Source organism: Marinifilum flexuosum (genome assembly GCF_003610555.1).
Classification (GTDB): domain Bacteria; phylum Bacteroidota; class Bacteroidia; order Bacteroidales; family Marinifilaceae; genus Marinifilum; species Marinifilum flexuosum.
Window position 1 is genome coordinate 1 of sequence record NZ_RAPQ01000014.1, and the last position, 13,127, is coordinate 13,127.

13 protein-coding genes are annotated in these 13,127 nt (G+C 36.9%); all 13 read left to right on the forward strand.

All coding sequences use genetic code 11. From position 1 onward, the window contains the following. Positions 1-253: 253 nt before the first annotated feature. The 13 genes from BXY64_RS20225 to BXY64_RS20285 all read left to right on the forward strand — a co-directional run bounded on the left by BXY64_RS20225 (position 254) and on the right by BXY64_RS20285 (position 13,122). A complete protein-coding gene (locus BXY64_RS20225; RefSeq protein WP_120241871.1) occupies positions 254-1,201 on the forward strand; it encodes a DUF2157 domain-containing protein in 948 nt (315 codons plus the stop codon). Further along, positions 1,191-2,267 carry a DUF4401 domain-containing protein gene (locus BXY64_RS20230; RefSeq protein ID WP_120241872.1) on the forward strand — a complete coding sequence of 359 codons (1,077 nt, stop codon included), beginning with the start codon at positions 1,191-1,193 and terminating at the stop codon, positions 2,265-2,267. Before BXY64_RS20225 ends, BXY64_RS20230 begins: the two co-directional genes overlap by 11 nt. Continuing rightward, positions 2,254-2,739, forward strand: coding sequence for a GDYXXLXY domain-containing protein (locus tag BXY64_RS20235; protein ID WP_120241782.1), 486 nt, complete (start codon positions 2,254-2,256; stop codon positions 2,737-2,739). Before BXY64_RS20230 ends, BXY64_RS20235 begins: the two co-directional genes overlap by 14 nt. Positions 2,740-2,967: 228 nt before the next feature. Next, the gene (locus BXY64_RS20240; protein WP_120241783.1) at positions 2,968-3,483 is read left to right on the forward strand and encodes a hypothetical protein; all 516 of its coding nucleotides are present in this window, start codon (positions 2,968-2,970) and stop codon (positions 3,481-3,483) included. A gap of 113 nt (positions 3,484-3,596) precedes the next feature. Continuing rightward, entirely contained in the window at positions 3,597-4,316 is a 720-nt protein-coding gene (locus tag BXY64_RS20245; RefSeq protein WP_120241784.1) for a suppressor of fused domain protein, read from the forward strand. 121 nt (positions 4,317-4,437) lie between these two features. Beyond that, a complete protein-coding gene (locus tag BXY64_RS20250; protein WP_170150719.1) occupies positions 4,438-4,884 on the forward strand; it encodes a CPBP family intramembrane glutamic endopeptidase in 447 nt (148 codons plus the stop codon). A 323-nt stretch (positions 4,885-5,207) separates the two neighbouring features. Further along, positions 5,208-5,828 carry a hypothetical protein gene (locus BXY64_RS20255; protein ID WP_120241786.1) on the forward strand — a complete coding sequence of 207 codons (621 nt, stop codon included), beginning with the start codon at positions 5,208-5,210 and terminating at the stop codon, positions 5,826-5,828. A 210-nt stretch (positions 5,829-6,038) separates the two neighbouring features. Continuing rightward, a complete protein-coding gene (locus BXY64_RS20260; protein ID WP_120241787.1) occupies positions 6,039-7,835 on the forward strand; it encodes an ABC transporter ATP-binding protein in 1,797 nt (598 codons plus the stop codon). Positions 7,836-8,316: 481 nt separating this feature from the next. Continuing rightward, the gene (locus BXY64_RS20265) at positions 8,317-10,083 is read left to right on the forward strand and encodes a V-type ATP synthase subunit A (RefSeq protein ID WP_170150720.1); all 1,767 of its coding nucleotides are present in this window, start codon (positions 8,317-8,319) and stop codon (positions 10,081-10,083) included. Further along, positions 10,080-11,387 carry a V-type ATP synthase subunit B gene (locus BXY64_RS20270; protein WP_120241789.1) on the forward strand — a complete coding sequence of 436 codons (1,308 nt, stop codon included), beginning with the start codon at positions 10,080-10,082 and terminating at the stop codon, positions 11,385-11,387. Before BXY64_RS20265 ends, BXY64_RS20270 begins: the two co-directional genes overlap by 4 nt. 21 nt (positions 11,388-11,408) lie before the next feature. Further along, positions 11,409-12,011 carry a hypothetical protein gene (locus tag BXY64_RS20275; RefSeq protein WP_120241790.1) on the forward strand — a complete coding sequence of 201 codons (603 nt, stop codon included), beginning with the start codon at positions 11,409-11,411 and terminating at the stop codon, positions 12,009-12,011. A 2-nt stretch (positions 12,012-12,013) separates the two neighbouring features. Beyond that, on the forward strand, positions 12,014-12,514 hold the full coding sequence (locus BXY64_RS20280) for a DUF2764 family protein (RefSeq protein ID WP_120241791.1): 501 nt from the start codon (positions 12,014-12,016) through the stop codon (positions 12,512-12,514). Further along, on the forward strand, positions 12,514-13,122 hold the full coding sequence (locus BXY64_RS20285) for a V-type ATP synthase subunit D (protein ID WP_120241792.1): 609 nt from the start codon (positions 12,514-12,516) through the stop codon (positions 13,120-13,122). The genes BXY64_RS20280 and BXY64_RS20285 overlap by 1 nt, the downstream gene beginning before the upstream one ends. Positions 13,123-13,127 lie beyond the last annotated feature (5 nt).

Here is a 13,127-nt window from a genome sequence, read left to right on the forward strand (position 1 = left end):
CAAGTTAAGCCATTATTATTGCTAAGTAAAGTTTTTATTGTTAGATTTATGAACAAGTTATCAAGAGTTGTGCAACAGGCACAAAAGCTAAATTTCATGTGCGGTGACGCCTAACTAGATAATGTAACAAAAACAATAAACCCCAGGCGGTTTTGATAAGACGGTAGCTTTAAATCGCCCTCAAATTTTAGCAAAACCGTTAGGCGAAATTTAAGACAGCAACCTGCAAATGTTGAACAGTCAAAAACAAAATATGGAAAGAAAGGATATTGAAATAATAAGTAGACATAGCAATTGGACTGAAAAGGGGATTGATAAGGTACTTAAGGAAGAAGTATACTCTGACTCAAAATCGTGGAAAGGATTTTTGAATTTGTTATTTATAAGTCTTGGAGTTGGTTTTACAGTATCGGGGATTGTTTTCTTTTTTGCCTTTAATTGGGCAGACTTGCATAAATTTACAAAAATGGGACTAATTGAAGGTCTGATAATCTTAACGACAAGTGTGGTTTTGTTCTCAAAACTAAATCTAAACGTTAAAAATATCATTTTGACTGGAACCTCAGTATTAGTTGGTGTTTTGATTGCTGTATTTGGCCAGATTTATCAAACAGGTGCAAATGCTTATGATTTTTTTCTGGGATGGACATTATTCATTAGTTTATGGGTAATTATTTCTAACTTTCCACCTTTATGGTTGGTATTTTTGACTCTGGTAAACACAACTTTTGTTCTCTATTCGCAGCAAGTGGCATCAGATTGGTCAGAGGTTTTTGTTTTTAGTTCTCTCTTCCTTTTCAATTCGTTAGTATTGGTGATACTCCATTTGCTTTTAAAATTTCGCAATGACATTAAAGTACCTTCTTGGTTTACTTCTATATTAGGTTTTGCAGCTATCGTATTTTCTACAATAGGAATAATAATGGGTATATTTGACAACCATCAATCCTCTTTCTTACTATTAATACTTTTGTCAATTGTAGCATATGGAGCAGGGATAATATATAGTTTTAGGACTAAAAACGGATTCTATCTTTCACTAATTCCATTTAGCATTATTATAATCATCTCATCGTTATTAATAAAAATATCAGAAGATGCCGCAATGTTTTTTATTGTAAGCCTGTTTATTATTGCAAGTGTTACTTTGCTTATTAAAGGACTTCTTGATATTCAAAAAAAATGGAACAATGGAAAATGATATAAATATTAGGAAGAATATTGAATATATAAGCAAACTAGAGGGTAATCGCTTTAAATTCAATGAAAACAAAATTGAAAAAGAGTATGCAGACTCACAAAAAGAAAAATCGAGTATTGCGATTAAAATACTTTCTATAATAGGTGGCTTTTTAGCAACTCTGGCTTTTTTAGGTTTTTTATTAATTGCTGGTTTGTATGATTCAGAAGCTGGGCTAGTTATTACAGGTTCACTTTTTACTGGTATTGCAATTTGGTTGAATGTAGAATATAAAAAATTGATTATTGACACTTTAAGTGTCTCTGCTTATGCCATTGGATTATTCTTGATTGTTTTTGGTTTAACAGCATTGGATATTGGAGGCATTACTATTTGTATTCTATTAATTCTAATTGCACTACTTACAATCGGCATCACAAAAAGTTATATTCTTTCATTTATTTCGGTTTTAACAATTAATGGTTGTTTCATTTATTTAATATTTGATAACGATGTATATGGTTTGATTCATGTTTATGATGCTATTTTATTAGTTCTACTAACTTATGTGTTTCTTAATGAAGCAAAGTTATTAGCTGATAAAAGATTTCCTTCCAAGCTATATAACCCAATTCGCATAGGTTTAATGATATCTTTGATAACAGGTTTAGTCTTTGTTGGGCAGAGAGGGATTTTTGATTTTGGGATAAAACACATTTGGGCATCGTCAATTATTACAATTCCTTTAACTATCTATCTGATTTCAATAATTGTAAAAATAATTGGGATAACTAATACGAAATTATTGTATTTAATCTATACGCTTTCTATTTTATTTTTAATACCAACTGCTCTATCACCAGCTATATCAGGAGCATTGTTAATTATTCTTCTTAGTTTTTTGGTTAATTACAAAACTGGATTAGTAATTGGAATCATATCATTTATCTATTTCATTTCTCAATATTATTATGACCTAAACTATACTTTGTTAACGAAGTCAATAATACTGTTTGTATCTGGTATTATATTCTTGTTATTCTATTTATTTACACACAAAAAACTTGGACAAAATGAAAAAGTATAAATGGGTTGTTATTGGCTTTAATTTGATACTGGTACTTTTTCTTTTTAATAAATCAATTATTGAAAAGGAGAAAATATTAAGTGACGGTAAATTGGTTTTATTGCGACTTGCACCCGTTGACCCTCGTTCATTGATGCAAGGTGACTATATGCGTCTGAACTATGAGATTTCAAGGAATATATCAATTGCAAATATTCCTAAGCGTGGATTTTGTATTGTAAGATTGGATGAAAATGGAATTGGAACTAAAGTAAGGCTTCAAAATGATGTAAAACCGATAAGTGACGGTGAATATGCAATAGAATATACTACCAGTAATCGGAGAATAAATATTGGAGCAGAATCCTATTTTTTTGAAGAAGGACAAGCCGAAAAATATGACTCAGCAAAATATGGAGGGCTGAAAATTTACAATCAAGGGAGCAGCATATTGATTGGGTTATATGATGAAAATCTTAGAAAAATTGAATAAAAATCTTGCCTAGCAATGTATAAAACAATCGCCGAAATAGTAGTAAATTCAAGGATTGTAGCCTGCTTCAATATCGTAACGGCTTGATGAGTTCGATACTCGCAATCGCCTACTTTGTATATACTCAAGGTTGAATCATACTAAGATGAAATTTTAAATCATACAATTCAGACAAACTTGCCCCAACAATAATGACATTACATTTACTAACCCATAACTACACACACTATGAAAACAAAATTCTTATTGGTCTTCGCATTTCTTTTATTTTCAATTCCAACAATTACAAATGCACAAAAGTGCAAGTATACTCACGAAAAAGTAGATGAATTTTCGGGGAAAGTGGAAAGAAGAATCGTGCAGAAGCATAACTTCTATTTCACCTTTGCTTTTTACAGATTAGGCGATGAGTATAGACTGGAATCCTATGTAAACATTCCTGGCGATCAGGCCTTTTTAATTCCTGAAGGGAGCAAACTGAATTTGAAATTGGGTGATAAGTCTATCATGGAACTCACTTCTGTTAAAAATGCAAGTCCTCAGTCCTTTGTATCAAATAGTCAAATCTATTCAGGCTTTGCAATGACCTATCCCATTAGCAAAGAACAACTGAAGAAAATTGAAGAAGCGGGCATCAAATTCATTAGAACTTATTTGAAAGATGAATCATACTACGACATGGCTTTAAAGAAGAAAAAGATTGAAAAGACCAAAAACTATGCTAGTTGCATTGTTAAAGATTAAAGTTTTTGATTCGTAGCTAAAAAACAAAACCTAAGGGCTGAACTATAAAGCTTAGCCCATAGCCTACACTAATCCAAGATTAAAAATATCAAAGGCAATTTAAGAATTAACCTATGGAAAAATCAGAATCGGGATCACCCATTTACAGATACGAAGATGTTCAACCCAAAGAATTTGAACCTGCAACAGGAGATTCTTCTATTGAAGAAATCTCGAATCATATAGAAAAATACGTTGGGAAGATCGAAACGGTATTCCACGAAATTATTTCAGACCTGGTTCATATTGACATACATTGGGTAAAGCCTACAAAAGAAAGACCTTTCCATACATTGATTACATCTGGCATGAGTGATAAGCCCATGACAACTCCCGAAGATGTGGAAGATGCGAACTTTGCCGAATTAAGCATCTGCTTGCCTGAAGAATGGAAAATTTCGGAAAAAGATTTTAAAGATGAAAAGAATTATTGGCCCATTAGGTGGTTAAAATATATGGCAAGGTTTCCTCATGAATATGACACTTGGTTGGGATGGGGACATACACTACCCAATGGAGATCCGGCTGAACCTTTTGCTGAAAATACTGAGTTAAACACAATGCTCCTACTCCCTACTATTGTATTGGGTGAAGGTTTTCATGAATTAAAGCTCAAAGAAAAATCGATTAATTTTTACACCTTAATTCCCCTTTACAACGAGGAAGTTGAGTTGAAAATGAGAAAAGGCGTTGAAGCCTTATTCGATGGATTTGACAAGCATGCAGTATCAGACATATTAGATATTCATAGACCCAATACAGCTGAGAAAAAGAAATGGTTTGGACTTTTTTAAAGAAAATAAGGTTTAAGAAATTGACATTTACACACAATAAGATTTGGCAGAAATATACTGGCAATAAACTATGAAGAATTACAATAGACCAATCAAATTATTATACTTTAAATGGCTACGATTGAAACCCATAAAATTCATCGTGGCTACCACTTTGCTGGGTATTCTATTCACAATTCCGATTAAACTGATTCTTGATTTTACAGGTGTTGGCGATAGTGATATAGGTGGTTTCGATTTTGAGAGGTCTTCACAATGGGAAATGATCATTACTGTTATCATTTTAGCTCCTTTGATTGAAACATTGTTGTGTCAGTTGTTACCCATTAAATTGATTCAAGTATTTAAAAGAAATCATTCCAATTTGATTGCCTTATTGGTTTCTTCTCTGGTTTTTTCCTTGGCTCATTACTCCTATAGCGTTTGGTATAGTCTTATGGTTTTACCAATGGGATTCTTTCTTGCTAAAACCTACTTGGTGTTTCAAAGAAGAAAAGAATCCAGTTTTTGGATGACAACAGCTGTTCATGCGTCAAGAAACCTGATTGCTTTAATGGTAATCTTATAATGTTGGAATATTTTAAGTTGGTAAGGTAGTGTGAATTCAATATCATTAAATTAAATGATGAATCCAATTGATAAACATTGCCAAATTACCTCCGCTGGTGTGCGATTCCATCGCGTTCCTTTTTAGAAAACCACACGAGAGGATTGATTTCATCGAACTTCGTTTCGTGTGGTAGCTGGGGGCAAATTACCCCAAACCCCTAAAGGGGCTTATCCAATGCACTATTCCCTAATAAAAGGATGAGCATAGGATGTAGTCTGCTAGCTCAACGAGATTGAGCGCGAGCTTGCAATACGATACAAATCATTAAGAAAACATTGATAATGAAATTTAAACTTTTGGTTCTGGCTTTATTCTTAAGCCATCTCACCTACTCACAATCTGTAAAAGATTCTCTATTGAAGAAAGACATTGTAAACTTGGTTGAGGAAATGGAGTTTATGTATGGTTACGACCAAACTTTACGCGAGTATACTATTTACAAGACTTTCGATAAGTGTGAAACCAACAGAATTGAAAATCTAAGGGATAGTTTAAAAATGGAAGAGCTCTCTAACAGACAATTTGAATCGGATGATGTGAAGAAGCTTATTTGGGAAAAATACATCAACCCCAAGGATGCTGAGCATACCGAGAGAATGATTGAAATTACCAAGAAATATGGTTTCCCAAGAGTGAAACGAATTAGAGATTATTATAAAAAAGAATTTATTGCCCCAGAGTTTAATCCTCTGATCATATTTGTGCATTCGCCAAAAGAATATTGGGAAGAGCTAAAAGGATTGATGCTTAATGAATACAAGCAAGAGCGCATTAACCAATGTCAGTATGGCTATTTGCTATGGCATTTTACGGGACGCAAAAGCTTCAAACCAATGCTTGACAATGGATTCGAAATGGTTACGGAAAATGGGAAAACACAACTAAAATCGACTTGTGATTAGCTCAAATCCCAAATAAAGAAAGCTTGTAACCAAACAATATCTCATCTATTTTGTGTATTATTAATACCGATTACTATTCAATCCCGACAACAATCGGGAGCGCCTTTAGAACGTTTCACTTCTAAAAGCACGTTGAATATGTATCGGCATTATACCAGCTCATTTTTATATTTAATATGGTATAATACTAAAACCAAATAGTACTACAGAATGGCAAGATCACACGGCTCCGATACCTCTAATGTTCCGAAAGGAAAGATTAACCGCAGTGGATTAAGCAGCGCTTTGCGTTTGTACAAATACATTAAACCCTATAGAGGTCAATATTTCTTAGGGATGTTTTTCCTTTTGGGATCGAGTTTGGCAAGTCTGGCTTTCCCAAAACTGTTGGGCGATTTGGTGAATACAGGAAACAGTACCACCTTGGGGCAAAGCCTGAACCAAACCGTTATCTTGATTGCCATTATTCTGGTAGTGCAAGCAACCTTTGCCTACTTTCGCATTGTGCTCTTTGTAAATGTTACTGAAAAATCCTTAGCTGCCTTGCGTCAGGCCAGTTATCGCCATTTGATTAAGCTGCCCTTGCAGTTTTTCGAAAAAAGAAGAGTTGGTGAACTAAACAGCAGAATATCGGCAGATGTAATCCAGTTGCAAGAAACCATGACCAGTACTCTGGCCGATTTTATTCGACAAATTATTGTAATTACAGGTGGAATCATACTATTGGCGGTGATTTCCATCAAGCTAACAGCTTTTATGCTGATTACACTCCCTCCTACCATGATAGCCGCGAGGTTCTTTGGTCGATTTATCCGTAAATTCTCCAAAGAGGTGCAAACCAAGGTTGCCGATTCGAATACAATTATCGAGGAAACCCTGCAAGGCATACAGAGTGTGAAGGCCTTTACCAATGAGTTTCTTGAGATTGCCCGTTACAAGAAGAAAACTCTGGAAATTGCCGATTTGGGCATGACTCGGGGGAAGTATCGTGGTGCATTTTCTTCTTTTATCATATTGGGATTGTTTGGCGCCATTGCCGCCATGGTTTGGCAAGGATCGAGATTGCTGCAGGCAGGAGAAATGGCTGCAGGAGACCTCTTCTCCTTTGTTATCTATTCGGTTTTTGTGGGTGGAACCATCAGCGGATTGGCCAACGTGTATACCAATATCCAGAAATTTATTGGAGCTACCGAAGACCTTTTTAAAATATACGATGAAGTTCCCGAGGAAATTGAGGAAATCAAGAAGATCGCATCCAAATACAAAATGAATGGTTCCATACAGCTTAAAAAGCTAAGTTTCGCCTATCCTTCCCGATTGGAACAAAAGGTTCTGAATAATATCGACCTTGAGATTAGAAGCAATCAAATGGTGGCCTTGGTTGGACATAGTGGTGCTGGTAAAAGTACCTTGGCTTCCCTCCTCTTAATGCTGCATCAACCACCTGGCAATAGTTTGTTTTACGATGAGCTCGATTGCCACGCTTATCCCTTATCGGCTTTAAGAAATCAGATTTCGCTGGTACCACAGGACATTTTTCTTTTCGGAGGAAGTATCAAGGAGAATATTGGCTACGGGAAACCCGATGCCAGCGATCAGGAAATATTCGAAGCCGCACAAAAAGCCAATGCCATGGAGTTTATCGATCGTTTTCCTGAAAAATTCGATACCATTGTTGGTGAACGAGGCACTCAGCTTTCGGGTGGTCAGCGCCAAAGAATTGCCATCGCTCGTGCCATCTTGAACGACCCAAAAATTCTAATTCTGGATGAAGCTACCTCATCCTTGGATTCAGAATCGGAACAGTTGGTGCAAGAAGCATTAGAAAAGCTGATGCAAGGTAGAACTTCAATAGTAATTGCTCATCGCTTGTCTACCATCAGAAAAGCTGATGAAATAGTTGTGCTCGAGCATGGTGAAATTGTAGAGAAAGGAAATCATGAAGAGTTAATGAGGCTATCAAACGGACAGTACAAAAAGTTAATTGAATTGCAGTACTCCTCATAGGCAAAGAACTTTCTAGCAGTCATTCTTTTTATAACACGGTCATTTAAAGTGATACCCTAGTTAGTTGTGTTAAAAAGTGTTTTATATAAATACTCATTCCTCTTAAATTCTCGCAAACGATTTAGCATCTGATAATCTGCACTTAACATTTTTTCCTGATTCGAATGATTCCATAACAAATGTTAAAAAGCCTGAAAAAGTACTAAACTTATTGTATTTTTTATCTCCATTTCATCTATCCAATTATATTTGTCTATGTCAAAAGACAATTGGCGACAAAAGAATGCTTACAATTACTTATAGAGATTTCCTCCCACACTTTCTCCATACAGTAAGCAAGAATAACTAGGTATAACATTATTGAAAATCGAAATGCTTCAAAGAAGGAAGTTCATTTTTTGTTCATTTCTTGAACCAAACGAACTATTTGAGTCTATTTTGATACAGGATGTAATTGATAATTTATTTCAAATCCAATATGATGAAAAATAAACGAACAGGAACTCTTATCTCTATACAAGATTCGCTGGTAAAAGCACGATTCTATGGGGATGTTATAATGGGAGAAACCGCTGAAATTACGGTGGATGGAAAAAAACTACAGGCCGAGGTATTACAGATTACTGCTGATCCCAAAAATGAAGATGCAGGAATTGCAGAGATGCAGGTGTTTGAAGATTTAACTGGTGCTAGAATTGGTGATACCGTTGAATTTAAAAATGATGCATTATCAGTACTACTTGGACCAGGTTTGCTAACCAGTATCTGGGATGGATTGCAAAACTCTTTGTATCCTTTAAGCGAACAGGATTCTTACCTGAAGCCAGGATTAAAAGCACCAGCATTGGATGAAGAAAAATTGTGGGAATTTACACCCACTGCAAAAATTGGAGATACTTTAAAAGGAGGAAGTGCCATTGGATGGGTTATGGAAGGTCGCTTTGAACACAAAATACTCGTACCATTCACCATTGGCAAGTGTATACTGGAAAGTATCATCGATAAACAATCTCTTACCATTAAAGAAGTGGTAGCTGTTGTTAAAGATGAACAAGGTATTCGACACGAATTGAAATTGGTATTCAGACAGGCTGTAAAAAGCCCGATCCCATTTAAAGACCGAAGCATTCCCAATAAAACCATCTCTACTGGTGTAAGAGTAATTGATCTATTGGCTCCGGTAAGTTATGGAGGAACGGTAGGAAATCCAGGACCATTTGGTGCAGGTAAAACCGTAATGCAACACTCTTTGTGTAAATATGCTTTAGCTGATATCATTATTATGGCAGCTTGTGGGGAGCGTGCTGGTGAAGCGGTAGAGGTGTTTAAAGATTTTGCAGAGCTATCTGATCCATCAACCGGAGAATCCTTGATGAACCGAATGTGTATTTTCGGAAATACCAGTTCGATGCCGGTTGCTGCTCGTGAAGCCAGTGTTTTTATTGCCTTAACCGTTGGCGAATACTATCGCTATCAAGGATACAATGTGATTTTATTAGCGGATTCTACTTCAAGATGGGCTCAAGCACTTCGTGAAAGAAGTGGTCGCCAGGGAGATATTCCAGGACCAGAAGCATTCCCAATGGATATTCCTGATCAGATCAAAGGAATGTACCAAAGAGCTGGAGCCGATTCGGCAACAGGAGGATCATTAACCTTTATTGGAACCGTATCGCCAGCCGGAGGTAACTTTCAGGAACCGGTAACCCAGGCAACCATGGATGCAACAGGTGGATTCTGGGGATTATCGCAAGACCGTGCTGATGCCAAGAAATATCCCGCAATTGATCCTTTGGTTTATACTACTTCGGTATACGATAGTTTTATCTCGTGGGAAGACCGAGAAAAGATCTTACAAATTTTAAATGAAGCAAATGGGATTGATCAAACCATTAGTACCATTGGTCTTAAGAAAGTTCCTGTAGAGAAATATGAATTGTATCAAAAAGGACAAACCATTGATTTTTGTGTGCTTCAGCAAGATGCATTTCATGAATTGGATGCCTGTACCCGACCTGAGCGTTTGCAAATTATCAATCAAGCAATACAAAAATTGATTGATCAACCAATGCAATATTCAACCGACGGAATGGATGATGAAGAGGTGAAAGAGATGATTAAATCGAAATTTGACAATCTACGTCAGTGGTGGAGAGAATGGAACACTTATGCTCAGGATGAAGAGCAAATCGAAACGCTAGCCATCAAAATCGATCAATTTATTTTACAAGAAGAATACGCATCATGATAAGAAAAGAGATAAATAAAATTAGTGAGGTTGGAAAAGCTTTGATCTCTGTAGAAGGAAATCCAGGTGTAGCATTGAATCATGTGGTTGAACTTTTACATGCGGATTCGAATCAAAGTCTGTCTTTTGCCAAAGCAATCAACATTAGCGAAGATTCAACAAGATTCCAGGTATTTAATGGCACACAGGGTTTAAGTACCAGAACAAAAATCAGAATTCATGAACGTCCGTTAACTGCAGGCTTTTCGAAAAATATGCTTGGCAGATCTTTCGATGGAATTGGAGAAGTGAACGATGGTGGTCCTGAAATCATCTACGAGAAGCAATTGTCAACTCGTTTGGATACCTTAAATCCAACGGTTCGTTTGGTACCCAAGCAAGCTTTGTGGACAGGTATTCCAATGATTGATGTATTCAACACACTGGTGAAATCGCAGAAGATTCCAATTTTTGCCGGTCCTACCGAACCCTACAACAAGCTACTATCCCAAATTGCACAAGGAGCCAAGGCCGATGTGATCATATTTGCAGGAATCGGTCTGAAGTTCGACGAGTACCAATACTTTAAAGATGAGCTGTCGAAATCGGGTAATATGGACAAAACCATCATGTTTTCGCACCTGGCAGGTGAATCGCAAATTAAGGGTTTGATGTTGCCTGATGTTGCCTTGAGTGTATCCCGCGAGTTTGCCGATCAAGGAAAAGATGTTTTGGTATTGCTTACCGATATGACCAACTGGTCGAATATCTTAAGAAACGTTGCCAACTATCAGGATATGATTCCTTCCCTTCAGGGATATCCGGGATCCTTATATTCTGAGCTGGCCAAAAGATACGAGGTAGCTGCCGATATCGAAGGTGCTGGATCCATTACCATTATTGGGGCCACTACCTTGGAATCGCTTGAAGATCCGGTACCTGATAACACAGGATACATTACGGAAGGGCAATTCTTTCTTGAAAATGGAAAGCTGAAACTTGCCCGTTCCCTATCGCGATTAAAACAACAGGTTAATGGAGACACCAGGAATGATCACAGGGCTATCATGACTGCCATGGCTTCCCTACTGGCTGAAGCAGAAAAAGCTTATGAAGCGGCAGAAGTTGGTGCTGCCAACGACCCTTTCTCACAGAAATTACTTGGCTACAGGAAAGATTTTATCGAGAAAGTAGAAGAGCCATTTGGCAAGCCAGTTCAGTTGGAAGAGGCTTTGGATCTGTGTTGGGATATCTTACGCAAACACTTTGATGCTGCGGAAACCGGTTTAAGTACAAAGTTAATCGATCAGTACTGGAATAAGTAAAACCAATAAAAAAACTCAAATATGAACAATATAGAAAATCTTGAAGGCATTGTTTTAAAGCTAAAAGAGCAAGGAATTGAAGCTGGCGAATCAGAAAAAAAGCAGATTATTGAAAATGCGAAGCAACAGGCCGATGATTTAATCTCAATTGCCAAATTGGAAAGTGATAATATTCTTAGAAAAGCCAAGAACGATGCTGCTCTTCTGCAACAAAACACGCAAGCTGCCTTAAAACAGGCTTCGCGCGATATGATTGAAGCTACAAAGGTATCGGTGCTGGAACACCTAAAACAGATATTTGGAAAGCAGTGTAACAATTTATTCACCCAGGAACAATACATGCAGGAAATATTAAATGCTGCTGTTAAAAGTATTCCTGGCGACAAAGAGGTAGCTGTGCCGGATCAAGTTGCTCAAAGCATGGAGAACTACCTGATTGATCAATCGCTTCAGGAAGAGATAAAGCTTAAGCCCTTACAAACGAGTGAATCTAAAATTGAAATTCATCCAAAAATGGAAAAGGGTATGCAATATGTGGTGAGTTCGCAAGATATAGAGAATGGTTTGTTCTCACTATTAAATAAGGATTTGGTAGAATTATTAAGTCACAATGGGGAGGAATAATCATGGCTAACATAACCTATTTATTATGCAGCCTGCCATCCTTAAGTTTTGCTCAACACCCTCCCATTACAATGGATGATTTTTTATCGGATGCCAAAGCACAATTGGCTACGGGAAGATTTCAAAAACTGGAGAGTTTAAATTTTAGGGAAGTTGATACATTCAATAAAGATTTAAAGGGATTTAAAGATATCATGTTTCAATACCGGGAAGATGTGAAAGAGATCCGCAAAGCAAAGGCTGAGAAACGAAGCCCAAACTTAATGGTTTTGCCAAATGAAGTGGTATCGAAAGATCCTTTGGTATGTGAAAAAGCAATTATGAAATGGCAATGGGACGAACTTTCGTCTCTCGAAGTAGGAGAGCATTTCACATTTACCGAGCTTCTGGTTTACAAGCTCAAACTGCAAATGTTGAGCAGGCTGGAATCCTTCCAGGCAGAAAAAGGCAGACAGGTGCTTCAAGCAATTGTTAATCCAAAAATGAAGGAGGACAATTCGTAATGGCAGGGATTAAAATTAAGTATACAAAAACAGAGCAGGCTCGTCAAAAAAAGGTATTAAAAGTATCCTTAAGAATGCTGCCCCTTTTCGAGGCAATGGAAAAATCCTTAATGGCAACCATTAACACCATTGGAGAAAAAATCCTTCACATCAGGGAAAGCATTGAGCAAAACGAAAAGCAAGCCGAAAGCTGGATAGCCGTTTTAAATGACTCCTGGGTAGATCTTGACCATTTTATTTCGGTAAACGAGATTATAACCAAACAGGTAGATGTTGCCGGAGTTAGGGTAAGACAATTTGAGCGTGTGGATTTTAATGTAAATCCGATTCATGATGATGCTCCGCTTTGGTTGGACCATGCCATTGAGCTGATGAAAGAACAGCTTCAGTTGCTTGCCGAAATTGATTGTTTGCAAAAGCAAATTGAGATTCTGGAAGAGGAGTTGATGGAAGTGAGAGCTCGTGTTAAACTGTTCGAGAATCGTAGGATTCCCAATGCCAAAATGGCCATCCGAAAAATCGGACAGAAATTGCAAGACGATGAGCGCTTAACAATTGCAACTGCAAAAGTGGTTAAAACCAAAAAATTAGAGGAGGCAGTATCATGATTATA

What these genes read in the sequence shown, in the direction of transcription:
- BXY64_RS20245 (WP_120241784.1), top strand. Translation starts at nt 3,597, where the DNA reads ATGGAAAAATCAGAATCGGGATCACCCATTTACAGATACGAAGATGTT.
- BXY64_RS20230 (WP_120241872.1), top strand. Translation starts at nt 1,191, where the DNA reads ATGGAAAATGATATAAATATTAGGAAGAATATTGAATATATAAGCAAA.
- BXY64_RS20270 (WP_120241789.1), top strand. Translation starts at nt 10,080, where the DNA reads ATGATAAGAAAAGAGATAAATAAAATTAGTGAGGTTGGAAAAGCTTTG.
- BXY64_RS20260 (WP_120241787.1), top strand. Translation starts at nt 6,039, where the DNA reads ATGGCAAGATCACACGGCTCCGATACCTCTAATGTTCCGAAAGGAAAG.
- BXY64_RS20225 (WP_120241871.1), top strand. Translation starts at nt 254, where the DNA reads ATGGAAAGAAAGGATATTGAAATAATAAGTAGACATAGCAATTGGACT.
- BXY64_RS20285 (WP_120241792.1), top strand. Translation starts at nt 12,514, where the DNA reads ATGGCAGGGATTAAAATTAAGTATACAAAAACAGAGCAGGCTCGTCAA.
- BXY64_RS20235 (WP_120241782.1), top strand. Translation starts at nt 2,254, where the DNA reads ATGAAAAAGTATAAATGGGTTGTTATTGGCTTTAATTTGATACTGGTA.
- BXY64_RS20265 (WP_170150720.1), top strand. Translation starts at nt 8,317, where the DNA reads ATGAAAAATAAACGAACAGGAACTCTTATCTCTATACAAGATTCGCTG.
- BXY64_RS20240 (WP_120241783.1), top strand. Translation starts at nt 2,968, where the DNA reads ATGAAAACAAAATTCTTATTGGTCTTCGCATTTCTTTTATTTTCAATT.
- BXY64_RS20280 (WP_120241791.1), top strand. Translation starts at nt 12,014, where the DNA reads ATGGCTAACATAACCTATTTATTATGCAGCCTGCCATCCTTAAGTTTT.
- BXY64_RS20255 (WP_120241786.1), top strand. Translation starts at nt 5,208, where the DNA reads ATGAAATTTAAACTTTTGGTTCTGGCTTTATTCTTAAGCCATCTCACC.
- BXY64_RS20275 (WP_120241790.1), top strand. Translation starts at nt 11,409, where the DNA reads ATGAACAATATAGAAAATCTTGAAGGCATTGTTTTAAAGCTAAAAGAG.